Below are 23,606 nucleotides of genomic sequence, written 5' to 3'. Positions count from 1 at the left end.
CAGATAGCTGAATCGCGTAAAGCGATCGTTACCGCACGATTAATCACAGCCGTGACGATCCTTGGTTTGTATTAGGGACTATTCTTAATTGGCTCTCTGATGTTCTTGATCACGATGTGAGATTTAAGAGGAGTTCTCAATGGAATATAAAGATCCTGAGTTTGAGCTGCTGAGCAGTCTGGAACAGATCGTTTTTAAAGATGTACCGCAGGCCATTACCCTGCAACAAAAATCCAATCCCTTTACAGAATATGAGCAATTGCGCAAAGGGACAGGACTGAAAACTGAAGAATTCGCCAGAGCGATGGGTGTCAGCGTGGCTATGGTGCTGGAGTGGGAGTCAAAACGAGAGAAACCCACCCCAACCGAGTTAAAGCTGATGCGCCTGATTCAGGCCAACCCTGCACTCAGCAAACAGATAGCGTAGTAAAGTTTGAACGCCCCCGCCTCTGCGGGGGCTTGTGTTTAAAGGCTCTCGAAACGCCAGCCCGTCTCTTCCCACACCATCTCGTGCGTCAACGTTAACCCTTTTAAAAACGCATCATCGTGTGACACCACCAGCAGCCCGCCGGGGAAACCAGCCAGCGCCGCTTCAATAGCCTGCACTGAAGCCAGATCCAGATGGTTGGTCGGTTCATCCAGCAACAGGAGCTGCGTGGCCTCCCCGCGCCAAAGCACGCAGGCCAGCGCAGCCTTCAGACGCTCACCGCCGCTCAGTTCCGCCAGCGGGAGCGAGACTTTGTCGGCCCCCAGCTGAAGCTGGGCTAAACGGGTACGTAAAATACCCTCTTCCAGGGGCGTATTGCCCAGGTTGAGGTGCGTCATGACCGACTGCGACAGATCGAGCCGGGAAAGATGCTGATCGAGATAAGCACAGCTGACCGACACCTTGCAGGTTCCTGAGCGTGGACTAATGTCGCCGAGGATGGCTTTCAACAGCGTCGATTTCCCGCAGCCGTTCGGACCTTTTAGCGCCACCCGCATTGGCCCATCCATCCGCCAGCTAAGCGGAGGAACAGGCACATGCGGCAGCACCAGATCTTCCAGCACCAGCACCTGTTTACCTTCCGGGATCTGACTCCCCGGCAGGGTAAACATCACCGGGTTATCTTCCTCAACCCGCTCACGCGCCTTGTTTACCGCGGCATTCAGGGCTTCATTTTGCTCGCTGTGCTGTTTTTTCCAGGCGCCAATACGTTCCTTTGCCGCGCCTTTGTATTTGACGCGTTCAAACGACGCGATATTCAGGGTATCGACGGTGCGTAATGTTTTTGCCGAGCGCCGCTGGCTGTCGTCATGCTCTTTTTGCATACGTGCGCGGGTGCGTTTGCGCTCCGTGGCCGCGTGCTCCAGCGCCGCGCGGGCCGCCTGCTGTTCGGCATCGCGCTGGGTTTGATAATCCGCATAATTCCCACCGTAGCTGCGCAGCCCACCGCTGCTTAGCTCAAGAATACGCGGCACCTGCGCCAGCAGCTCACGGTCATGGGAGGCGACGAGCACGCCGCCCTGATAACGGGCAAGCTGGTCGTAGAACCACGCCCGTCCTTGTCGATCCAGATGGTTAGTCGGTTCGTCCAGCAGCAGGAAATCCGCTTCAGCCGTAAATGCCCCGCACAGCAGCGCGCGAATACGCTCGCCGCCGCTGAGCTCACCGGCTGGCTTATCTGGATCAAACGGCGGAAGTTTCGCCCGGGCAAACGCCTCGCCAAGACGTTCAGCTAAATCCCAGAATCCATCAAGCAGTTCCAGATCGTCAGGCTGGTAATCGCCGCTGTCGATACGCGCTCGCGCCGCGAAGATGGCCTCGTACCCGAGCAGCTCAGCCAGCGTCGTGTGCGGCAAAATGTCCTGCTGCTGAGCCACATAGACATGGGTTCCGGTACGTTCAATATGCCCGCTTGCAGGCTCATCAAGCCCCGCCAGCAGACGCAGCAGACGCGTTTTCCCGCTGCCGTTACGGCCAACCAGAGCGCACAGAGACGGCTCCAGAGAAAAACTCAGCGGACCAAAAAGGGTATCGCCCGTCGCAAACTGACAGGTGACCTGATGCAGAATAAAAGAAGGGGACTGCGCAAAATGAGCCATAAGCACTCCTGAATGAAATCAAAACATCCCCTGCCCACGCGGTGGCGTTTAGCAAGGATCGAAATTCATCAGTCGTGTTTGTTCATTTTTGGGGGGCGCTCCAGAGCGAGAAATTTAACGGAGATAAGGATAGCGGTAATGGGTTGACCATTTCAAGGTTAAATTTTGGACGATTTGTACTCCTTCTCCCTTTGGGCTGAGGGATCCCCACCAAATATTGCCTGCACAGACGGCCCCCTCTCCCTTGAGGGAGAGGGCTGGGGTGAGGGGAAGCATACGACTCTGGTGGTCATTCCGTTCACTTTATGTTCCTTGCTACTCTGTAACGACAATACCCGTGAACGTGCCAGGGTGGCTCAATCGCCACCACCCTGGCTACCCGGGCTCCCGGCGGTAAATCGCCGCTACGCGGTACCTTCGGCTTATTCCTTCCGGCTTATCGGGGACGGGCGGAGGTAACATCCCTGTAAAGCCCGCCCTCTCGGCGCATCCATGCGCCTCGCCCAGGCCTGCAGGAAACGCCTCAGCGATTTACAGCCGGACCATAGCGTCGCTGTAAGACCTCTGCCCGCAGTATGCTTTTCATTGCGGTAATTTTGCGAGTCTCTTTCCAGAAATGGTAATATCCTCAGTGGCATAGCTCAAATCTATTGCCGCCTGTTTTGATGAGCAGTAAGTTCTCTTTGCACCTGCAAAATCAGGTGCCGGGTTTAGCATCCTGGCTTATCTTATCGGCGGCACATTATGTGCAGCATGCTTTGCTACATCTCAATGGTGGGCTGAGCAGGGGCATCGAAAGATGCGCCGGTATCCGATAAGGCCGGTAATGCTAACTCTGTTCAGTCCACCACCAGCGAAGTTAGCATTTCCGGTGGTGGAAGCTTTATCACTTATCGGAGGCTGCCAATATGGCTACTACCCCAACCCAAGCTCATTCTTTATTCACCCTGCCCTTCAACCACGCCACCGACTTCACCGAACTGGCGGATAACTGCGAACGTTTTACCGACGCACTGGTAGATTGCGAAGAACCCGCCCCAAAAATGGCGCTTTACGGCAGACTTTATGCCTGTCTGAATCTTCTGCAACCCACGCTTCTGGAACCTGTTCCGGACGCTTTAAAAGCCAGCCTGACCGTGAAGGAACTCCCGTCACGCGTTCCGGCTTTCGAACCCGAATGCGATCAGCTGGGGCGCTACTGTCAGGAGCTTACGCAGATGCTGATGAACGGCTCACTGTCGCGACAATCTGAAATCGTGATGGAAGATTTGCTGTGCGAGCTGGTCAGCTACTTTGCTGATACGCTGAAGGCACCGCGCTGGCTGCAGACAGACGAAGGCACAATCGCGATCGGCTAAACCTGCCGGATGGCGCTGCGCTTATCCGGTCTACAAAAGACCCATAAAAAAACCCGCCGAAGCGGGTTTTTAGCATTTGTTACAACGGGCACATTACTGCAGCAGCGAAATATCCGCCACGCGCAGGAACAGCTCGCGCAGTTTTTCGAGCATGGAGAGACGGTTAATACGCAGCTCTTTATCTTCTACGTTCACCATCACTTTCTCGAAGAAGGCGTCGATCACGTCACGCAGCTCCGCCAGCTCAACCAGCGCTTCCTGGTAGCGACCTTCCGCGAAGTACGGTTCGAGCTTGTCGCGCAGCACCACAACCTGCATCGCCAGGGCGATCTCTTCCGGCTCTTTCAGCGTCGCGGCGTTTACGCGCTCGTTCAGCGTCTCGTCGGATTTCGCCAGGATGTTGGATACACGCTTGTTGGCCGCCGCCAGAGCAGATGCCGCTTCCAGCGTACGGAAGTGGGAAACCGCCTTCATACGCGCATCGAAGTCAGCCGGACGAGTCGGACGACGCGCCAGCACCGCCTGAATGGTGTCGACGGTGTAACCTTCGTCCTGATACCACGCGCGGAAACGGCCGAGCATAAAGTCGATCACGTCATCCACCACGTTCGCGTTGGTCAGCTTGTCGCCGTACAGACGCACCGCTTCTTCGGTCAGGGTCTGCAGATCAAGGTTCAGGTTCTTCTCAACGATGATGCGCAGCACGCCCAGCGCGGCACGACGCAGCGCAAACGGGTCTTTATCGCCTTTCGGATGCTGGCCGATACCGAAGATACCCGCCAGGGTGTCCATCTTATCGGCAATCGCTACAGCGCAGGCAACCGGGTTGGACGGCAGATCGTCGCCCGCAAAGCGCGGCTGATACTGCTCGTTCAGAGCTACGGCCACGTCTTCCGCTTCGCCATCGTGACGCGCGTAGTGCATGCCCATTACGCCCTGGGTGTCGGTGAATTCGAACACCATGTTGGTCATCAGGTCGCATTTGGAGAGCAGGCCCGCGCGGGTCGCGTGGTTAACGTCGGCACCGATTTCACGGGCGATCCAGCCGGACAGCTCCGCGATACGGTCGGTTTTGTCGCGCAGCGTACCCAGTTGCTGCTGGAACAGCACGGTCTGCAGGCGCGGCAGGTTATCTTCCAGACGCTTTTTACGGTCGGTATTGAAGAAGAACTCGGCATCCGCCAGACGCGGGCGCACCACTTTCTCGTTACCGGAGATAATCTGGCTCGGATCTTTCGATTCGATGTTCGCCACGAAGATGAAGTTTGGCAGCAGCTTGCCGTCGTTGGCGTAAACCGGGAAGTACTTCTGGTCACCCTTCATGGTGTACACCAGCGCTTCTGCCGGAACGGCCAGGAATTTCTCTTCGAATTTCGCGGTCAGCACAACCGGCCATTCCACCAGAGAAGTGACCTCTTCCAGCAGGCTGTCGCTCAGGTCGGCATTACCGCCAATCTTACGCGCCGCTTCTTCCGCGTCCGCTTTAATTTTGGCTTTACGCTGTTCGTAGTCGGCAATCACTTTACCGCGTTCCAGCAGGATCTGCGGATACTGGTCGGCATTGTCGATGGTGAACTCTGGCTCGCCCATAAAGCGGTGGCCGCGGATCACGCGATCGGACGCCACGCCCAGAATGGTCGCCGGGATAACGGTGTCGCCCAGCAGCAGGGTCACGGTGTGTACCGGACGCACGAAGTGTACGTCAGACGCGCCCCAGCGCATCAGCTTAGGAATCGGCAGCTTCGCCAGAGAAGTGGCGATCATGTTTGGCAGCAGCGCTTCCGCGCTTTCGCCTTTCACGTGGGCACGATACAGCAGCCATTCGCCTTTATCGGTGGTCAGACGCTCGGCCTGATCGACGGTGATGCCGCAGCCGCGCGCCCAGCCTTCGGCAGCCTTGCTTGGCTTGCCTTCCGCGTCAAACGCCTGGGCAATCGCCGGGCCACGTTTTTCGACTTCGCGATCCGGCTGAGACGCCGCCAGATTTGCCACTTTCAGCGCCAGACGACGCGGTGCAGCAAACCACTCAATTTTACCGTGTGCCAGGCCAGCGTTATCCAGCTCGGCGGTCACGTTCGCAGCAAAAGATTCAGCCAGGCTACGCAGGGCTTTTGGTGGCAGCTCTTCGGTGCCGATTTCCACCAGGAAAGTTTTCTCAGACATGGCCGCCTCTTATTTGTTTCGGTTGCACATCGGGAAGCCAAGGGCTTCACGGGACGCGTAGTAAGCTTCTGCAACGGCTTTGGTCAGGGTGCGAATACGCAGAATGTAGCGCTGACGTTCAGTCACGGAGATCGCTTTGCGGGCGTCCAGCAGGTTGAAGCTGTGGGCGGCCTTCAGAATACGCTCGTAGGCAGGCAGCGGCAGCGGAGTTTCCAGCGCCAGCAGCTGCTGTGCCTCTTTCTCGTACTGCTCGAAGCAGGTGAACAGGAAATCCACGTCCGCGTATTCGAAGTTATAGGTGGATTGCTCCACTTCGTTCTGATGGAACACGTCGCCGTAGGTGGTTTTACCCAGCGGGCCGTCGCTCCAGACCAGGTCGTAAACGCTGTCTACGCCCTGAATGTACATGGCCAGACGTTCCAGACCGTAGGTGATTTCACCGGTGATCGGCTTGCATTCCAGACCGCCAACCTGCTGGAAGTAGGTGAACTGGGTCACTTCCATGCCGTTCAGCCACACTTCCCAACCGAGACCCCAGGCACCCAGCGTTGGGTTTTCCCAGTTGTCTTCCACGAAACGGATGTCGTGGATGGTTGGATCCATACCCAGCTCTTTCAGCGACCCGAGATACAGTTCCTGAATGTTGTCGGGTGATGGCTTAATCACCACCTGGAACTGATAGTAATGCTGCAGACGGTTCGGGTTTTCACCGTAACGACCATCGGTCGGACGACGGGAAGGCTGCACATACGCGGTCGCCATTGGCTCTGGCCCCAACGCGCGCAGGCTGGTCATCGGGTGTGAAGTGCCGGCGCCGACTTCCATGTCCAAAGGTTGAACAATGGTACAGCCCTGACGAGCCCAGTAATCCTGTAAGGTCAGGATCAGGCCCTGGAAGGTCTTGGTATCAAACTTTTGCATAGTATTTCGTGCTGGATACGTGTGGTTTTAAATGGAAGGGACCAGTATACCCGCTGGCTGCAAGATATACAGTACGAAACGGGGTTGTTTAGGGAAAATTGGGAAATAAGCCTTCCGGCCAGAACGCTGGCGGCGTCTGGTTGTTGATTATGCGAGCAGGCTAGCGCATGGAGAGATGTAAAAACTGACCGTCCGCATCAAACGAGCAGACAAAGCCCTCTTTACGCGCCGTATACCCTCTAAGCTCATAGCTGCCCTGAAAGCGCTCGAATCCGATGACGTTAATTTTCTGAACGTCCGAGTTATAGCGCCGAGCGGCCCGCTCTTTACAGAGCGCTTCCATATTCAGCGAACGCTCCGGGCTTATTTTCCCCTGCTGCGCTTTTTGCACGGGGACTTCCTGTGGCGCACTGCATCCTGCCAGCATCAACAGCAGAAAGAGTGATGCCACACGCTTCATCATCATTTTTATTACCGTCCTGGTCAGCGGCTGTTATTTTTAGTATCAACACTTTTATAGATTAAGGTCTGCCATTCTGCGAATCTCGCGGTCTCCCGGCAAGCCTGCGCATAAAACTCAGAATTTTCCAAACGAAGACTTTTGGACAATGGGAGTCCCACTCACTTTACAGGGAATACGAGGAACTGATGCCGTCAAAAATTAACTGGATTGATAACCTGCGAGGAATAGCGTGTCTGATGGTGGTCATGATCCACACGACGACCTGGTATGTCACGAATGCCCACAGCATCAGCCACGTTAACTGGGATATTGCCAATATCCTCAACTCCGCGTCGCGCGTCAGCGTGCCGCTGTTTTTTATGATTTCCGGCTTTCTCTTTTTTGGCGAGCGTAGCGCGCAGCCGAGGCACTTCATCCGCATCGCGGCCTGTCTGGGGTTCTACAGCGCCGTTGCCCTGCTCTATATCACCCTGTTTACCTCCATTAACGCCGGGTTATCCCTCAAATATTTGCTGCAAAAACCGGTTTTCTACCACCTGTGGTTCTTCTTCGCCATCATCGTTATCTATCTGGTCTCTCCGCTCATTCAGGTGAAAAACGTCAGCGGGAAAATGCTTCTGGCCCTGATGGTGGTGATTGGCATCGTCGCCAACCCGAACACGATCTCGCAGAAAATCGACGGTTTCGAATGGTTGCCGGTAAACCTCTATATCAACGGCGACACCTTCTACTACGTGCTTTACGGCATGCTGGGGCGCGCCATCGGGATGATGGACACGCAAAAGCGCGGTCTGAACTGGCTCTGCGGAGCGCTGTTTATCGCCGGCGTGGCGGTGATTTCACGCGGGACGCTACATGAGCTTCAGTGGCGCGGCAATTTTGCCGATACCTGGTATCTGTATTGCGGGCCGATGGTCTTTATCTGTGCCGTATCGCTGCTCACGCTCGTTAAAAACACCTTGAACGCGCGTCCCCTTCCCGTGCTGGGCTTTATCTCGCGGCACTCGCTGGGAATTTACGGTTTTCACGCGCTGGTGATCCACGCCCTGCGAACAAGGGGCGTTGAGCTCAAAAGCTGGCCGGTGCTGGATATCGTCTGGATTTTTGCCGCTACGCTGGTTATCAGCCTGCTGCTGTCGATGCTGCTGCAAAAAATCGACGCGCGCCGCTTCGTCAGCTAACGCTGCGCTGCCGGGCGCGGTGGTACTGGCGCGGGGAGGAGAAGCCTGCCGCCAGCGAGGCCTGTTCCACGCCGCGCCCCTGCATCAGCCACTGCTCCGCCACCGCCAGACGCAGCTGCTCCAGATAATCGCGGACGCTAATCCCTAAATGCGTCTGGAAAAGCCGGGTGAGATGGCGCGGGCTGACGTGCGCCAGTGCGGCGATATCAGGCAAGCTCCACGTTTTTTGCGGCTCGGCGGTGAGCGCATCCTGCGCCCGATGGATCGCCGGATGAAGATGGTTGCGATAGCGCAGCCACGGTGAAAGCTGGGGATCGTCACCGGAACGGCGGAACCAGACCACCATCTCGCGCGCCACGGCCAGCGCCTTTTCGGGACCGCACAGGCGGTTAATCATATGCAGCGCCAGATCGATGCCCGACGTGATCCCCGCGCTGGTCCAGATATTCTCGTCCTGTACAAAGATGCGGTTTTCTTTAATCGTCGCCGTGGGAGCCACAGTGCGTAAACGGCTGATAACGTCATGATGGGTTGTGCACTGTTTGTTATTCAGCAGGCCCGATTTCGCCGCCAGCAGTGCACCAGAACAGACGCACATCACCGTGATATCCCGGCGCTGAATGACCGGCTGCAGACGCATTAGCCAGTGCTGGATCTGCTGCGCCTGCGGCGTTGAGAACTGAACGCGGGAGTCGCTCACCCCCGGCAGGACCAGCAGACTCCCCGGAGGCAGACTTTCCGGCAACGGCTGGATGCCGCCCATCGTCAGGCCTATCGACGTCGGCACGTCCGGTTGCGGCCCAATGTAATGCAGACGAAACGCGTCGCCAGCCAGCACAAAGGTCTCCGCCGGGCCTGACATATCCAGTGCCAGTACCCCGGGTAACATCACGAACCAGACGTCGATGCGCATTATAGTGACTCCAGCGTCTCCGCTACCGTTTTAATTTCGGCAAAACGCCCGGCCAGTACCGTCTCGGTACGATGGCGAATTTCCGCTGCGCTCAGGGTAATGCCCTTGTACATCATGGGAAACGTCAGCGTTGCCTCGCTCACAAACGTCACAGCATAACCCAGATCGGATGCTACCCGAGCGGTGGTTTCACAGCATTGTTCCGTGCGAATGCCGCAGATAATCAGCTGGTTGATATCACGCTCGCGCAGCCAGCGGTCAAGCCCGGTATCCGTGAAGGCATTATGGACGTGTTTCTGGAAAACCACATCCGGCTGATGACGCAAAAAGGCCATCGGTTTGACATAGCCGCTTTGCAGCGTGAAGGGGCCGTCTTCATCCACATGAAAAATATCAACGACTGGAATACCGCGCGCCTGGCAGCCTTCGATCAGCCCCAGCATCGCCTGCTGAAAGGCAGGAATGTCGCCCTCCTGCCAGTAAGGGCGATGATGGAAGGACTGCTGAGTATCAATATTGATGAGTGCAATGCGTGACATGATAAATCTCCTCGCCAGTGGGTGTGTCACCATACTGGCAAGGAAAGAGAGGCACGCACAGACCAAAAAAGGACATCCTCGTGCCTCTGTCGGACAAGCGAGTTTATGACATCAGCGGCAGCAGCTGCTGATAGATTTTGCGGAACACCTCGCGCCTTTCTGCATAACGGGCATGTCCTGCCGCGTCAGGCACATGCGCCTGTTCAAGCGTAAGCTGCGGCAGCAGCTGCGAAAGCGGCTTTTCCGGGTTCATAGCGATCTGCGCCAGACGCGCGGCGCCGAGCGCGGGGCCTACATCCCCTCCCGTGCGGAAATCCAGCTGCAACCCGCTGATATCCGCCAGCATCTGTCGCCAGTAAGGGCTTCGCGCGCCGCCGCCAATCAGGGTGACGCTCGCCGGTTTCAGGCCGCAGTCGTGCACCACATCCATTCCGTCGGCCAGCGCATACCCCACACCTTCCAGAACCGCACGCGCCAGCTCTGCCGGGCCGTGCTGATGGGTTAGGCCAAAGAATACCCCTTTCGCTTCCGGGTTGTTGTGCGGCGTACGCTCGCCAGAAAGATAGGGTAAAAACCAGACGGTACTCGCCGCGTCATCCGCCTGCTGCGCTGCCGCAATGAGTGCCGGAACGTCCGCCATGCCGGTAAGCTTCGCCGCCCAGTCCAGGCAGGATGCCGCGCTCAGCATCACCGACATCAAATGCCATTTTCCCGGAAGCGCATGACAGAAACTGTGCACAGCGCTTTCGGGATTGCTGCGATAGCCGTCGCTGACGGCAAAATAGACCCCAGAGGTTCCCAGCGACAGCATCGCCTGCCCCGCCTCAACCATCCCGACACCCACGGCACCCGCCGCGTTATCACCGCCCCCGGCCACCACCGATACGGCAGGCATATTCCAGCGTTCCGCAACGTCTGGCAGCAGCGTACCCGTCACCTCACAGCCTTCGAACAGCGCGGGCATATGTTCCCGGGTCAGATGGCAGGCATCCAGCATCGCCTCGCTCCAGTCGCGCTTCGCCACGTCGAGCCACATGGTGCCCGCGGCATCGGACATGTCGCTGGCGAAATCGCCTGTCATGCGAAAACGCAGATAGTCTTTTGGCAACAGGACTTTCGCCACCTGACGGAAAATCTCCGGCTCGTGGCGCTGTACCCACAAAAGTTTTGGTGCGGTGAAGCCCGGCATCATCAGGTTGCCCGTAATCTCGCGGGACGTGGGCACACGCGCTTCAAGGATTGCGCACTCTTCCGCACAGCGGCCATCGTTCCAGAGAATAGCCGGGCGCAGAACGCGATGCTGGCTATCCAGCAACGTTGCACCATGCATTTGTCCGGCAATGCCCAGCGCTTTCACGTCGCGCAGGCTGTGCTGCTCGCCTAAGGCTTTCATCGCGCGATCCGTCGCCTGCCACCACTGCTCCGGGTCCTGCTCCGACCACAGCGGATGCGGGCGTGAAACCTGCAGCTTTTCAGTCTGCGTTGCTAACACGTCGCCCTGCTCGCTTAACAGGATGGCTTTCACACCCGATGTGCCAAGATCGATCCCGATATACATTGTGGTGACTCCTTTGACAGAAATGCCCGGTGGCGCTTCCGCTTACCGGGCCTGGATGCTGTTATTTATCGAACAGGTAGTGATTAACCAGGTTTTCCAGCAGTTCCTGATGCCCGCTCTGGTGCTGCGGCGCCAGCTGCTGTTGTTCAGCGTACTTCGCGATGTCCGCAAGCGATAACTGACCCTTCAAAATTTGCTGGCCCAGCTCACTGTTCCAGCCGCTGTAGCGCTTCGCCACGCGCTTATCCAGCTCGCCGTCTTCAATCATACGCGCCGCCACTTTCAGCGCCAGCGCCATGGTGTCCATCGCGCCAATGTGGCCGTAGAACAGATCGTATTTGTCGGTGCTCTGGCGACGCACCTTGGCGTCAAAGTTAAGGCCGCCGGTGGTGAAACCGCCCGCTTTGACGATCTCGTACATCACCAGCGCATTCTCTTCCACGCTGTTCGGGAACTGGTCGGTATCCCAGCCCAGCTGCGGATCGCCGCGGTTCGCATCTACCGATCCGAAGATGCCCAGCGCAATCGCAGAGGCAATTTCGTGATGGAATGAGTGGCCCGCCAGGGTAGCGTGGTTAGCCTCAATATTCACTTTGATCTCTTTTTCCAGACCAAACTGCTTCAGGAAGCCATACACGGTGGCGACATCGTAGTCGTACTGATGCTTTGTTGGTTCCTGCGGTTTAGGCTCGATCAGCAGCGTGCCGCGGAAGCCGATTTTGTGCTTATGGTCGACAACCATCTGCATAAAGCGGCCAATCTGCTCGCGCTCCTGGCGCAGGTCGGTATTGAGCAGGGTTTCATAGCCTTCACGGCCGCCCCACAGGACATAGTTTTCGCCGCCCAGCTGATGCGTAGCGTTCATTGCCGTCACCACCTGCGTAGCCGCCCAGCTAAACACTTCCGGATCCGGGTTGGTGGCCGCACCCGCACCGTAGCGTGGGTTGGTGAAGCAGTTTGCCGTACCCCAGAGCAGCTTCACGCCGCTTTGCTGCTGTTTTTCTGCCAGCACGTCCACCATCTGCGCAAAATTGTTCAGGTACTCTTTCAGCGACGCCCCTTCCGGCGATACGTCAACATCATGGAAGCAGTAGTACGGCACGTTCAGCTTGTGGAAGAACTCAAACGCCACGTCGGCTTTGCGTTTCGCCAGCTCGATGGCCTCACCCGGCTGTTGCCACGGACGGTCAAAGGAACCCACGCCGAACATATCGGCGCCGTTCCAGCAGAAGGTATGCCAGTAACAGGCGGCAAAGCGCAGATGATCTTCCATGCGCTTACCCAGCACCAGCTCATCCGGATTGTAGTGACGAAATGCTAAAGGATTGGTCGTTTTTGGGCCTTCGTAACGAACGCGATCGAGTTGGTCGAAATAAGCTTGCATATTGAGCTCCATAATCAGGGTATGCGGCGAGTCGTTGATTCAGGAGTAATAGTGAATAGACATTTTGGGTTGCTCAATTACGTTATTTCACACTGCTATTGAGAGAATGCACAACTGTGCGCTGGCTCGCAAAATAATGCGCAGACAAACTATTTTTAGGCGCGCATTCCAGAATCAAATGTAATTAAGGCGTTACGAATTTTAAAATCCGATCGCGGTCATAAATTCAGAAATAAACCAAATATCGTAATGAGAAGATAAAAATCTGTAATTGCCAGCCCGCCTTTCCGCGTTAAAAATTTGCTGCGACCCAGTAGTGAATGTTTCTTTTATCTCAGCAACACATACCCCTACAAAAAGGCCTAATAATTATGAAGATAAAGAACCTGACCCTAACGCTCTGCACTACGCTCCTCCTTGTAAGCTTTGCAGGGCATGCCAAGGAGGTCAAAATTGGCATGGCGATTGATGACCTGCGTCTGGAGCGCTGGCAAAAAGATCGCGATATTTTTGTGAAAAAAGCGGAATCACTCGGTGCGAATGTGTTTGTTCAGTCGGCTAACGGCAATGAAGAAACGCAAATGTCGCAGATCGAGAATATGATCAACCGGGGAGTCGATGTTCTGGTCATTATCCCTTATAACGGCCAGGTATTAAGTAACGTGGTGAAAGAAGCGAAGCAGGAAGGCATAAAAGTTCTCGCTTATGACCGCATGATTAATAACGCCGATATTGATTATTATATTTCCTTCGACAATGAAAAAGTGGGCGAATTACAGGCGCAAAGCCTGATCGACAAAGTGCCTCAAGGCAATTATTTCCTGATGGGCGGTTCGCCGGTGGATAACAACGCCAAACTGTTCCGCGAAGGGCAAATGAAGGTCCTTAAGCCGTACATCGACAGCGGCAAAATTAAGGTGGTCGGCGATCAGTGGGCCGACGGATGGTTACCAGAAAATGCCCTGAAGATTATGGAAAATGCGCTGACGGCCAATAACAACAAAATTGATGCTGTCGTGGCCTCCAACGATGCCACAGCAGGCGGGGCTATTCAGGCTCTGAGTGCCCAGGGACTGGCCGGTAAAGTCGCGATTTCTGGTCAGGATGCCGACCTGGCGGGCGTAAAACGCATTATCGCAGGTACTCAGACCATGACGGTCTACAAACCGATTACTGAGCTTGCCAATACGGCGGCGGAAATTGCCGTTGAGCTGGGCAACGGTAAGCAACCTAAAGCAGATGCAACGCTGAATAACGGCCTGAAAGACGTTCCGGCTCGCCTGCTCACGCCAATTGAAGTCAATAAAGAGAACATTGACGCCACCGTTATTAAAGACGGTTTCCACAAGAAGAGCGAACTGTAATCCGGCGCTGCCCCTGCTCTGCGGGGGCGCATCACGTTGTACTGTTCTTCCCTCGGGTTATGTGGAGCAGTTATGCCTTATTTACTTGAAATGAAAAGCATCACCAAGCGCTTCGGCACGGTGAAAGCCGTCGACAACGTCAGTCTCCGGTTGAACCCTGGCGAAGTGGTTTCGCTGTGTGGCGAGAATGGTTCGGGCAAATCAACGCTGATGAAAGTCCTGTGTGGGATCTACCCGCACGGCAGTTACGAAGGCGAAATTGTCTTTGCCGGTGAAATCATCCAGGCGACGCACATTCGCGACACCGAACGTAAAGGCATCGCCATCATCCACCAGGAGCTGGCGCTGGTGAAACATCTCACCGTGCTGGAGAACATCTTCCTCGGAGCCGAGATTTCCCGCCACGGCGTGCTGGATTACGACACCATGACGCTCCGCTGTGAAAAGCTGCTGGCGCAGGTGAGCCTCAACATTTCACCGGATACCCGCGTGGGCGATCTGGGGCTGGGGCAACAGCAGCTGGTCGAAATTGCGAAGGCGCTGAATAAACAGGTCAGGCTGCTGATCCTTGATGAGCCAACGGCGTCACTCACCGAACAGGAAACTGCGGTTCTGCTCAATATTATCCGCGATCTGCAAAACCACGGTATCGCCTGCATATACATTTCGCACAAGCTGAACGAGGTAAAAGCCATTTCGGACACCATCTGCGTGATCCGCGACGGGCAACACATCGGCACGCGTGAAGCTGCGGGCATGAGTGAAGATGACATCATCACCATGATGGTGGGCCGCGAGCTGACCGCACTCTACCCGAATGAGCCCCACAGTCAGGGCGATGAAGTGCTGCGCGTGGAAAACCTGACCGCGTGGCACCCCGTTAACCGCCACATTAAGCGGGTCAATAACGTTTCGTTTTCCCTTCACAGCGGCGAAATTCTTGGGATTGCTGGGCTCGTCGGTGCCGGGCGTACCGAAGCCGTGCAGTGCCTGTTTGGCGTGTGGCCAGGGCGCTGGGAGGGCACGATATATATAGACGGCCAGCCCGTGAGAATCGACAACTGCCAGCAGGCGATTGCCCGCGGCATTGCCATGGTGCCGGAAGACCGCAAAAAAGACGGCATCGTACCGGTCATGGCGGTGGGTAAAAACATCACCCTTGCGGCACTCGATCGGTTCTCCGGCGCGCTGAGCAGCCTGGATGATGCCGCCGAGCAGCAGTGCATCCTTCAGTCACTTGCCCGGCTGAAGGTCAAAACCTCCTCGCCGGAACTGGCGATTGGCCGACTGAGCGGTGGTAACCAGCAGAAGGCGATTCTGGCGCGCTGTCTGCTCCTCAATCCACGCATATTAATCCTTGATGAGCCGACGCGTGGGATCGATATCGGTGCCAAATACGAAATCTACAAACTGATTAATCAGCTTGTACAGCAAGGGATTGCCGTCATTGTCATCTCGTCTGAGTTACCCGAAGTGCTCGGCCTGAGCGACCGCGTGCTGGTCATGCACGAGGGGAAACTGAAAGCCAACCTGATTAACCAGAACCTGACGCAAGAGCAGGTGATGGAAGCCGCTTTAAGGAGCGAACGTCATGTCGAAAACCAATCCGTCTGATATCAAAGTCGCTGTTCCGACGCCCGGCGCGTTCGCGGGGCTAAAAGCGCTGAACCTGCAGGTTTTCGTGATGATCGCGGCGATTATCGTCATCATGCTGTTCTTCACGTGGATGACGGATGGCTCGTACTTAAGCGCGCGTAACGTCTCAAACCTGCTCCGCCAGACCGCCATCACCGGCATCCTGGCCGTGGGCATGGTGTTCGTGATCATCTCTGCGGAAATCGACCTGTCGGTCGGGTCGATGATGGGTCTTCTCGGCGGCGTGGCGGCCATTTTTGACGTCTGGCTCGGCTGGCCGCTGCCGCTGACCGTGGCGGTGACGCTGGTACTGGGGCTGGTTTTAGGGGCCTGGAACGGCTGGTGGGTTGCCTATCGGAAGGTGCCATCGTTTATCGTCACCCTGGCGGGAATGCTGGCCTTCCGCGGGATCTTGATCGGTATCACCAACGGCACGACCGTCTCCCCGACCAGCGCGGCGATGTCCCAAATTGGCCAGAGTTACCTCTCGGACAGCATAGGCTTTACGATCGGCGTGGTGGGACTGCTGGCGTTTGTCGCGTGGCAGTGGCGTGGACGTATGCGCCGTCAGGCGCTGGGTCTTGCGTCGCCAGCGTCAACGTCCGTGGTAGGACGTCAGGCGCTGACGGCGGTCATTGTGCTGGGCGCCATCTGGCTTCTTAACGACTATCGCGGCGTTCCGACGCCGGTACTGCTGCTGGCGCTGTTACTGCTCGGCGGCATGTTTATGGCGACGCGCACCGCGTTTGGCCGTCGTATTTATGCCATCGGCGGCAACCTTGAAGCTGCTCGCCTGTCGGGTATTAACGTCGAACGTACCAAGCTGGCGGTTTTCGCCATTAACGGCCTGATGGTCGCTATCGCCGGGTTGATCCTCAGCTCGCGACTGGGGGCAGGCTCTCCTTCCGCCGGTAACATCGCCGAGCTGGATGCTATCGCTGCCTGCGTCATCGGTGGCACCAGCCTCGCAGGCGGTATCGGTAGCGTGGCGGGCGCGGTCATGGGGGCATTTATCATGGCGTCGTTGGATAACGGGATGAGTATGATGGACGTCCCGACGTTTTGGCAGTATATCGTCAAGGGGGCCATTCTTTTACTGGCAGTCTGGATGGACTCTGCCACCAAGCGACGAGCCTGATAACCGCATTGTGACTTAACTGGGAAGCGAGCCATGTTTGAAAAGCGTCACCGCATTACGTTGTTATTCAATGCCAACAAAGCCTACGACCGTCAGGTGGTAGAAGGCGTGGGTGAATATTTGCAGGCGTCGCAATCCGAATGGGATATTTTTATTGAAGAAGATTTCCGCACCCGTCTGGAGAACATCAAAGACTGGCTGGGTGATGGCGTTATCGCCGACTATGACGATCCCATCATCGAGCAGCTGCTAACCGACGTCGACGTGCCGATTGTGGGCGTCGGCGGCTCGTATCATTCACCCGAACACTACCCGCCGGTCCACTACATCGCCACCGATAACCATGCCCTGGTCGAGGCCGCCTTTCTCCATTTAAAGGAGAAAGGCGTCCATCGCTTCGCGTTTTATGGTTTACCCGCCACCAGCGGCAAGCGCTGGGCCGTGGAGCGTGAACATGCGTTTTGCCAGCTGGTCGCACAGGAGAAGTACCGCGGCGTGGTCTATCAGGGGCTGGAAACCGCACCGGAAAACTGGCAGCACGCGCAAAACCGCCTGGCGGACTGGCTGCAAACGCTGCCACCGCAAACCGGCATTATTGCCGTGACGGACGCCCGCGCCCGACACGTGCTGCAGGTCTGCGAACATTTGCATATCCCGGTGCCCGAAAAACTGTGCGTGATTGGCATTGATAACGAAGAACTGACCCGCTACCTGTCCCGCGTGGCGCTCTCCTCCGTAGCACAGGGCACACGTCAGATGGGCTATCAGGCGGCAAAGCTGTTGCACCGTCTGCTGGATAAAGAGGCTCTGCCGCTTCAGCGCCTGCTGGTTCCCCCCGTCCGCGTCGTTGAGCGTCGCTCAACCGATTATCGTTCCCTAAGCGACCCGGCCGTCATTCAGGCCATGCACTATATCCGCAACCACGCCTGCAAAGGGATTAAGGTCGATCAGGTCCTGGACTCGGTGGGCATTTCCCGCTCGAATCTGGAGAAGCGATTCAAAGAAGAGGTGGGCGAAACCATTCATGCCGTCATTCATGCGGAGAAGCTGGAGAAAGCCCGCAGCCTGCTTGTCTCTACGTCACTGTCGATCAACGAAATCTCGCAGATGTGCGGCTATCCGTCGCTGCAGTATTTCTATTCGGTGTTTCGCAAAGAGTATGACACCACGCCGAAAGAGTACCGGGATCGCCACAGCGAGGTGCTGATCTAGAAAAGAAAACGCCTTCCAGTGGAAGGCGTTTTTTTGAGATTACATATGGGCGGCGATTAAGCGCTGGTTATCCTGGTACATAGCAAACAGATAGTTGTTATAGCTCTGTCCCTTCGTCGAATAACCTTTCAGCTTGTGGATCATCGTACTGGCCGTCACTTCCTGGTCCGCTTTACGCAGCTGAGCGCGTGATTTACGGAACGATGAGTAGGCCGGGTGCGTGTTCAGATTCACCACATAGGCGTTCACGGAATCTTTCACAGATTCAAACTGCGAATAGCCTTTCACCTTGCCAGGCGCATTCGTACAACGCCCTTTCGCACATTTCATGCCGAACAGGTTGTTGTTATTACGCGCAAGCTTAGACGTTCCCCAGCCGCTTTCGGCTGCTGCCATGGTCGCTACCATGCTGCCTGGGATAATGTCCACACGCTCAAGGAGAGCATTCCACGGTACGCGACGCGTGTTACCGTTCCAGCTCAGTTTGTAGCGCTTCGTGATGTCTTTCAGACGCGCGCGTTCAGACGGCGACCAGCGGCTATCGTACTGTTTTGAAATTAACCAGTTACGATCCGCCGTAATCGCGGCATTTTGACTTGTTATGTAAGGCATTACCGTCCGGAGAAACGCTTTTTTTCTTGGTGTTCCGGAAGGGTATTTTCGCAAATCAGGAAGTGAACTACTCTTTGCACTATTGCGAGAATACTCTTGTTTACTGCTAACCTTACTACTTGTCGTCTTTATTACGTGGGCTTTCTTACTCGTTGTATCCGTGTGCGTCTTCGCAAGCACCCCACCCGAAAATGTCGTGGTGAGTAACATGAGTATCGCGGCCCCATATCGTCGAATGGGAGTCGATATCATTAGGTCTCCTGGTCGGATGTAATCATCCCAACACCTTATTTTTTTCACAAATTTGAGAGCGGAATCTCAAATCATATCAAAAATAGACTTCAAGAGCACGTATAGAAATAGTCCAAATCCGAAACTATGTCACCTGAAACTTGCTCATAAAAACATCATTCCTGAAAAAATGTGTGCGATATCGCAGATAACTGTCTCATTTCGCGCGGGATCACTCATCCTCACAGGTCATCCCGACAGAAAGCGATGGGGGATGAGTTTTTAACCACAACCTGATGGCACACTGGTCAAAAATGCCGCGACAGGAAATGGAATGAAACGCACCGCATTAGCTTTTCTGATGTTACCCGCTCTGGCACATGCCGACTGGTCATCGCCGGGGTTTAACACATTACGCGCCGAAGGCACCGGTGTTTTCACCAGCCAGGCAAAGCTTACGAAGGGTACGCGTCCTCTGACGCTGGGTTTTGACAAGACGTGCTGGCAGCCTTCGGAGGCGATAAAACTCAATGAGATGCTGTCGCTCAAGCCCTGCGACGGGTCTCCGCCGCAGTGGCGCCTTTTCCGCGACGGTGAATACCAGATGCGGATTGATACCCGATCCGGCACGCCCACGCTGCTGCTGACAATTCAGAGTACCGCAGAACAGCCGGTTGCAAGCGTTATCCGCCAGTGCCCGAAGTGGGACGGTAAACCGCTGACGCTGGACGTCAGCCATACCTTCCCGGAAGGCACCGTGGTGCGTGATTTCTACAGCAAACAGACCGCGACGGTGCAGAACGGAAACATAACCCTGCAGCCAGACGCCAGCAGTGGTGGCCTGCTGCTGCTTGAGCGCGCCGAAACCGACAAACCAGCGCCGTTTAGCTGGCAGAACGCCACCGTCTATTTTGTGCTAACCGACCGCTTTGTGAATGGCGACCCGGGCAACGACAACAGCTACGGTCGTCACAAAGACGGCATGCAGGAGATTGGCACTTTCCACGGTGGCGATCTCAAAGGGCTCGCCAGCAGGCTCGACTATTTACAGCAGCTGGGGGTGAACGCGCTCTGGATAAGTTCCCCGCTTGAGCAGATCCACGGCTGGGTAGGCGGTGGCACCAAAGGGGACTTCCCACACTACGCCTATCACGGCTACTACACCCAGGACTGGACGAAGCTCGATGCCAACATGGGCACCGAGGATGATCTGCGACATCTTGTTGATGAAGCGCACAGGCGCGGCATTCGCATCCTGTTCGATATCGTCATGAACCACGCGGGCTACGCGACGCTTGCGGACATGCAGGAGTACCAGTTTGGCGCGCTGTATCTGCAGGGTGATGAGCTGAAAAAGACCCTGGGCGACCGCTGGACGGACTGGAAGCCGGGCGCGGGCCAAAGCTGGCATAGCTTCAACGATTACATCAACTTTAGCGACAAAGCCGCATGGGAAAAATGGTGGGGCAAGAAATGGATCCGCACCGACATTGGTGATTACGACAACCCCGGCTTCGACGATTTAACCATGTCGCTGGCGTTCCTACCTGATCTGAAAACGGAATCCACCGCCCCTTCCGGATTACCCAACTTTTATCAACACAAGCCCGATACCCACGCGAAAGCCATCCCGGGATATACCCCGCGCGACTATCTCACCCACTGGCTCAGCCAGTGGGTGCGCGACTACGGCATTGACGGTTTCCGGGTGGATACCGCGAAGCACGTCGAGCTTGCGGCCTGGCAGCAGTTAAAGGACCAGGCTAGTCAGGCGCTGGCCGCGTGGAAAGGGGCCAACCCGGACAAAAAGCTCGATAACGCACCGTTCTGGATGACCGGCGAGTCCTGGGGCCACGGAGTGATGCAAAGCGACTATTACCGCCACGGTTTCGACGCAATGATCAACTTTGATTATCAGGAGCAGGCGGCAAAAGCGGTGAATTGCCTGGCCGATATGGATCTCACCTGGCAGCAAATGGCGGAAAAGCTGCAAAGCTTCAACGTGCTGAGCTATCTCTCCTCCCATGACACACGCCTGTTCCGCGAAGGAGGCCAGCGCGCTGCGGAGCTGCTCCTGCTGGCACCGGGCAGCGTACAAATCTATTACGGTGATGAATCCGAGCGTCCGTTTGGCCCGACGGGGTCTGACCCGCTGCAGGGTACCCGCTCGGATATGAACTGGCAGGACGTGACGAGCAAGCAGGCCTTAACCGTCGCCCACTGGCAAACGCTGGGCCAGTTCCGCGCCCGCCATCCGGCGATCGGTGAAGGCAAGCAAACCACGCTGTCGCTGAAAGAGGGGTACGGCTTCGTACGCGAGCACAAGGGCGATAAGGTGATGGTGGTATGGGCGGGTAATCAATAATTATCCCCCCCTCACCCTGGCCCTCTCCCCGCATGGGGAGAAGGCCGGGGTGAGGGGTGAAACCCACCAGAACTATTCACTACATAAATCCCACTCCGCCATACAAAACAACAAATCCGACCACATCTCCCGATTTGCACCAGCACAGTGCTAGCGTTATGGTTACCCACTTTCAAAATAAGCTCGATAGAACACCTGCTATGACGTTTTCACTTTTTGGCGACAAATTCACCCGCCATTCAGGCATTACTCGCCTGATGGAGGACCTCAACGACGGGCTGCGCACACCGGGTGCCATCATGCTCGGCGGCGGAAACCCGGCGCAAATTCCGGAGATGACAACCTATTTCCAGACGCTGCTCGCGCAGATGCTGGAAAACGGCAAAGCGACCGATGCGCTCTGCAATTACGACGGTCCGCAGGGTAAAACCGAGCTACTGACTCTCCTTGCCAAAATGCTGCGTGAAGAGCTGGGCTGGGATATCGAACCACAGAATATTGCACTAACAAACGGCAGCCAGAGCGCGTTTTTCTACTTGTTTAACCTCTTCGCAGGGCGTCGTGCCGACGGCACCACCAAAAAGGTGCTGTTCCCGCTGGCACCGGAGTATATCGGCTATGCTGATTCCGGCCTGGAAGAGGATCTGTTCGTCTCCGCGCGCCCGAACATCGAGCTGCTGCCGGAAGGCCAGTTCAAATATCACGTCGATTTTGAACACCTGCATATTGGTGAAGAGACGGGGATGATCTGCGTATCGCGCCCGACGAACCCAACGGGCAACGTGATTACCGACGACGAACTGATGAAGCTGGATGTCCTGGCGAACCAGCACGGCATCCCGCTGGTGATCGACAATGCCTACGGCGTGCCGTTCCCGGGCATTATCTTCAGCGAAGCACGTCCGCTGTGGAACCCGAACATTGTCCTGTGCATGAGCCTCTCTAAGCTGGGTCTGCCGGGCAGCCGCTGCGGCATCATCATCGCCAACGAGAAAATCATCACCGCCATTACCAATATGAACGGCATTATCAGCCTTTCACCGGGCGGCATCGGCCCGGCGATGATGTGCGAAATGATCAAGCGCAACGACTTGCTGCGTCTGTCTAATGAAGTCATCAAACCGTTCTATTACCAGCGCGTTCAGGAGACGATTGCGACGCTTCGCCGCTACTTACCGGAAGAACGCTGCCTGATCCACAAACCTGAAGGAGCGATTTTCCTGTGGCTGTGGTTTAAGGATTTGCCGATCACTACAGAACTGCTTTATCAGCGACTGAAAAAGCGTGGCGTGCTGATGGTGCCGGGCGATTACTTCTTCCCGGGTCTGGATAAGCCATGGCCGCACACCCACCAGTGCATGCGCATGAACTACGTGCCCGATCCGGCAAAAATCGAAGCGGGCATCAAAATTCTCGCCGAAGAAATTGAAAAAGCGTGGCACGAAGGCAGCCAGTAACACGCTACCCCTCACGCACGTTAAAACCCAGCTCTTTTGATATCGCCTCTGCCGTTTCGCGCAGAGGCTTGAGCAGGTTTTTCTCGCCAACCTGCTTCATGCGGGACGTCGACAGCGAAATGGAGATCGCATACGGCACGCGACCATGAATATCAAACACCGGCACGGCGATACAGGAGACACCCAGCTCGTTCTCTTCTTTATCCATTGCCATGCTGCGATCGCGAATTTCCGCCAGCTCATCGTACATAGCACTCAGTTCAGTGATGGTATTGCGCGTCAGCGGTTGAATCTGTTCCTGATGGCTTTGCCAGTAGCTGGCCACGTAATCCTGATGACCAAAGGCCATATAGATCTTGCCCATTGCAGAACAATAGAGCGGCATATGCTGTCCGATGTAAGCACGCGTACGCAGCATGCCGGTTGTCGGCTCGAGCTTATAAATTAGGATCGCGTGGTCATCTTCCCGACTGGAAAAGTTCACCGTTTCGCCAGTGGCAATGTTCAGCGCCTCAAGATGCGGGGCCGCCACGTGAATAATGTTGAGCGATGACAGCGCCTTTTGCCCGACAGCAATGAATTTAGTGGTCAAACGATAGCTGCCCGCCGCTGGCGCCGGGGTAACGTACCCGCACGACTGCAGACCCTGGAGTAACCGGTGGACGGTGCTCTTATTCAAACCTGCCAGTTCCGATAAATGCGCAAGCGGACACCCGTTCGGGTAGTTGCTGAGGATCTCAATCAGCATCAGGCCGCGAAACAGGCTCTGGCTGCCCGCTGGCCTCTCTTTTTCCTGCGTTATTTCGCTCTCTTTCATGCTCATCAAATCGCTCCTTTTTATCGCGCTCCTGATGGTAGCGCAAAGTGTGGTTTAGTTCACGATCTCAACAGAAAAAACACAACCAGTTGATTTTAATGATTTTTGAAAAACGTGAATGTCGTTGATCTGACAAAAATTGATCGCTATATTTGAAATCATATTTCGCATAGTGAAATTTAACGATAAAAAAGCGTTCGCACTTGCCCC

Annotated in this window: 19 protein-coding genes and 1 pseudogene; 10 read left to right on the top strand and 10 right to left on the bottom strand. The window is 55.9% G+C overall.

Features of this window, described 5'->3' with window-relative positions; all coding sequences use genetic code 11:
• Positions 1–139 precede the first annotated feature (139 nt).
• Positions 140–427 carry an HTH-type transcriptional regulator gene (locus tag OKF39_RS01820; RefSeq protein WP_028015078.1) on the top strand — a complete coding sequence of 96 codons (288 nt, stop codon included), beginning with the start codon at positions 140–142 and terminating at the stop codon, positions 425–427.
• Between the two features lie 38 nt (positions 428–465).
• Here OKF39_RS01820 and OKF39_RS01815 read toward each other — a convergent pair whose 3' ends face one another.
• On the bottom strand, positions 466–2,085 hold the full coding sequence (locus OKF39_RS01815) for an ABC-F family ATP-binding cassette domain-containing protein (protein ID WP_126818417.1): 1,620 nt from the start codon (positions 2,083–2,085) through the stop codon (positions 466–468).
• An 840-nt stretch (positions 2,086–2,925) separates the two neighbouring features.
• Here OKF39_RS01815 and OKF39_RS01810 point away from each other — a divergent pair.
• Positions 2,926–3,105, top strand: a pseudogene (locus tag OKF39_RS01810) (hypothetical protein); the annotation flags it as partial.
• Positions 3,033–3,443 (top strand): hypothetical protein, encoded by a 411-nt coding sequence (locus tag OKF39_RS01805; RefSeq protein ID WP_286088285.1) that lies wholly within the window; start codon positions 3,033–3,035, stop codon positions 3,441–3,443. The pseudogene OKF39_RS01810 and the gene OKF39_RS01805, both read left to right, overlap by 73 nt.
• A 93-nt stretch (positions 3,444–3,536) precedes the next feature.
• Here the strand turns inward: OKF39_RS01805 and glyS are convergent, their stop codons facing one another.
• The 3 genes from glyS to OKF39_RS01790 all read right to left on the bottom strand — a co-directional run bounded on the left by glyS (position 3,537) and on the right by OKF39_RS01790 (position 6,993).
• Positions 3,537–5,606: a glycine--tRNA ligase subunit beta gene (gene glyS, locus OKF39_RS01800; RefSeq protein ID WP_028015075.1), complete on the bottom strand. Its 2,070-nt coding sequence runs from the start codon at positions 5,604–5,606 to the stop codon at positions 3,537–3,539.
• Between the two features lie 9 nt (positions 5,607–5,615).
• Positions 5,616–6,527, bottom strand: coding sequence for a glycine--tRNA ligase subunit alpha (gene glyQ / locus OKF39_RS01795; RefSeq protein WP_003860141.1), 912 nt, complete (start codon positions 6,525–6,527; stop codon positions 5,616–5,618).
• 160 nt (positions 6,528–6,687) lie between these two features.
• Positions 6,688–6,993 carry a YsaB family lipoprotein gene (locus tag OKF39_RS01790; protein WP_028015074.1) on the bottom strand — a complete coding sequence of 102 codons (306 nt, stop codon included), beginning with the start codon at positions 6,991–6,993 and terminating at the stop codon, positions 6,688–6,690.
• Positions 6,994–7,175: 182 nt separating this feature from the next.
• On the opposite strand from OKF39_RS01790, the gene OKF39_RS01785 reads away from it, so the two are divergent.
• A complete protein-coding gene (locus tag OKF39_RS01785; protein ID WP_479983428.1) occupies positions 7,176–8,171 on the top strand; it encodes an acyltransferase in 996 nt (331 codons plus the stop codon).
• Here the strand turns inward: OKF39_RS01785 and OKF39_RS01780 are convergent.
• From OKF39_RS01780 to xylA, 4 genes are all read right to left on the bottom strand, one after another.
• On the bottom strand, positions 8,164–9,084 hold the full coding sequence (locus OKF39_RS01780) for a GlxA family transcriptional regulator (RefSeq protein ID WP_045260023.1): 921 nt from the start codon (positions 9,082–9,084) through the stop codon (positions 8,164–8,166). The two genes, OKF39_RS01785 and OKF39_RS01780, sit on opposite strands and share 8 nt — an antisense overlap.
• Positions 9,084–9,623, bottom strand: a complete 540-nt coding sequence (locus OKF39_RS01775; protein WP_028015071.1) for an isochorismatase family protein — start codon at positions 9,621–9,623, stop codon at positions 9,084–9,086. The genes OKF39_RS01780 and OKF39_RS01775 overlap by 1 nt, the downstream gene beginning before the upstream one ends.
• A 103-nt stretch (positions 9,624–9,726) precedes the next feature.
• On the bottom strand, positions 9,727–11,181 hold the full coding sequence (gene xylB / locus OKF39_RS01770) for a xylulokinase (RefSeq protein ID WP_479983427.1): 1,455 nt from the start codon (positions 11,179–11,181) through the stop codon (positions 9,727–9,729).
• Between the two features lie 61 nt (positions 11,182–11,242).
• Positions 11,243–12,565 (bottom strand): xylose isomerase, encoded by a 1,323-nt coding sequence (xylA, locus tag OKF39_RS01765; RefSeq protein WP_088204493.1) that lies wholly within the window; start codon positions 12,563–12,565, stop codon positions 11,243–11,245.
• 371 nt (positions 12,566–12,936) lie between these two features.
• Between xylA and xylF the strand changes: the two genes are divergently transcribed.
• The 4 genes from xylF to xylR all read left to right on the top strand — a co-directional run bounded on the left by xylF (position 12,937) and on the right by xylR (position 17,914).
• A complete protein-coding gene (gene xylF, locus OKF39_RS01760; protein WP_041911619.1) occupies positions 12,937–13,929 on the top strand; it encodes a D-xylose ABC transporter substrate-binding protein in 993 nt (330 codons plus the stop codon).
• 72 nt (positions 13,930–14,001) lie between these two features.
• Positions 14,002–15,543 (top strand): xylose ABC transporter ATP-binding protein, encoded by a 1,542-nt coding sequence (locus tag OKF39_RS01755; RefSeq protein ID WP_479983426.1) that lies wholly within the window; start codon positions 14,002–14,004, stop codon positions 15,541–15,543.
• Entirely contained in the window at positions 15,521–16,702 is a 1,182-nt protein-coding gene (gene xylH, locus OKF39_RS01750; RefSeq protein ID WP_333022378.1) for a xylose ABC transporter permease XylH, read from the top strand. The genes OKF39_RS01755 and xylH overlap by 23 nt, the downstream gene beginning before the upstream one ends.
• 33 nt (positions 16,703–16,735) lie before the next feature.
• A complete protein-coding gene (gene xylR / locus OKF39_RS01745; protein ID WP_041911622.1) occupies positions 16,736–17,914 on the top strand; it encodes a D-xylose utilization transcriptional activator XylR in 1,179 nt (392 codons plus the stop codon).
• A 39-nt stretch (positions 17,915–17,953) separates the two neighbouring features.
• Here xylR and OKF39_RS01740 read toward each other — a convergent pair whose 3' ends face one another.
• Entirely contained in the window at positions 17,954–18,778 is an 825-nt protein-coding gene (locus OKF39_RS01740) for a protein bax (protein ID WP_032644950.1), read from the bottom strand.
• 313 nt (positions 18,779–19,091) lie between these two features.
• Between OKF39_RS01740 and OKF39_RS01735 the strand changes: the two genes are divergently transcribed.
• A complete protein-coding gene (locus OKF39_RS01735; RefSeq protein ID WP_479983425.1) occupies positions 19,092–21,122 on the top strand; it encodes an alpha-amylase in 2,031 nt (676 codons plus the stop codon).
• Positions 21,123–21,322: 200 nt separating this feature from the next.
• The gene (gene avtA / locus OKF39_RS01730; protein WP_048958461.1) at positions 21,323–22,579 is read left to right on the top strand and encodes a valine--pyruvate transaminase; all 1,257 of its coding nucleotides are present in this window, start codon (positions 21,323–21,325) and stop codon (positions 22,577–22,579) included.
• 4 nt (positions 22,580–22,583) lie between these two features.
• On the opposite strand, the gene yiaJ is transcribed toward avtA, so the two are convergent.
• Positions 22,584–23,402 (bottom strand): IclR family transcriptional regulator YiaJ, encoded by an 819-nt coding sequence (yiaJ, locus tag OKF39_RS01725; RefSeq protein WP_041911625.1) that lies wholly within the window; start codon positions 23,400–23,402, stop codon positions 22,584–22,586.
• Positions 23,403–23,606: the final 204 nt, after the last annotated feature.

This window comes from Enterobacter cloacae complex sp. HYC042_NIDB (assembly GCF_056673315.1).
The sequence above is the reverse complement of the archived record's forward strand: the minus strand, read 5'-3'. Positions and strand labels throughout refer to the sequence as shown.

Coding starts and splice junctions, on each gene's coding strand:
- avtA (WP_048958461.1), top strand. CDS start 21,323: ATGACGTTTTCACTTTTTGGCGACAAATTCACCCGCCATTCAGGCATT.
- OKF39_RS01735 (WP_479983425.1), top strand. CDS start 19,092: ATGAAACGCACCGCATTAGCTTTTCTGATGTTACCCGCTCTGGCACAT.
- yiaJ (WP_041911625.1), bottom strand. CDS start 23,402: ATGAGCATGAAAGAGAGCGAAATAACGCAGGAAAAAGAGAGGCCAGCG.
- OKF39_RS01820 (WP_028015078.1), top strand. CDS start 140: ATGGAATATAAAGATCCTGAGTTTGAGCTGCTGAGCAGTCTGGAACAG.
- OKF39_RS01740 (WP_032644950.1), bottom strand. CDS start 18,778: ATGATATCGACTCCCATTCGACGATATGGGGCCGCGATACTCATGTTA.
- xylR (WP_041911622.1), top strand. CDS start 16,736: ATGTTTGAAAAGCGTCACCGCATTACGTTGTTATTCAATGCCAACAAA.
- OKF39_RS01790 (WP_028015074.1), bottom strand. CDS start 6,993: ATGATGATGAAGCGTGTGGCATCACTCTTTCTGCTGTTGATGCTGGCA.
- glyQ (WP_003860141.1), bottom strand. CDS start 6,527: ATGCAAAAGTTTGATACCAAGACCTTCCAGGGCCTGATCCTGACCTTA.
- OKF39_RS01775 (WP_028015071.1), bottom strand. CDS start 9,623: ATGTCACGCATTGCACTCATCAATATTGATACTCAGCAGTCCTTCCAT.
- glyS (WP_028015075.1), bottom strand. CDS start 5,606: ATGTCTGAGAAAACTTTCCTGGTGGAAATCGGCACCGAAGAGCTGCCA.
- OKF39_RS01785 (WP_479983428.1), top strand. CDS start 7,176: ATGCCGTCAAAAATTAACTGGATTGATAACCTGCGAGGAATAGCGTGT.
- xylF (WP_041911619.1), top strand. CDS start 12,937: ATGAAGATAAAGAACCTGACCCTAACGCTCTGCACTACGCTCCTCCTT.
- OKF39_RS01815 (WP_126818417.1), bottom strand. CDS start 2,085: ATGGCTCATTTTGCGCAGTCCCCTTCTTTTATTCTGCATCAGGTCACC.
- OKF39_RS01755 (WP_479983426.1), top strand. CDS start 14,002: ATGCCTTATTTACTTGAAATGAAAAGCATCACCAAGCGCTTCGGCACG.
- xylA (WP_088204493.1), bottom strand. CDS start 12,565: ATGCAAGCTTATTTCGACCAACTCGATCGCGTTCGTTACGAAGGCCCA.
- OKF39_RS01780 (WP_045260023.1), bottom strand. CDS start 9,084: ATGCGCATCGACGTCTGGTTCGTGATGTTACCCGGGGTACTGGCACTG.
- xylB (WP_479983427.1), bottom strand. CDS start 11,181: ATGTATATCGGGATCGATCTTGGCACATCGGGTGTGAAAGCCATCCTG.
- xylH (WP_333022378.1), top strand. CDS start 15,521: ATGTCGAAAACCAATCCGTCTGATATCAAAGTCGCTGTTCCGACGCCC.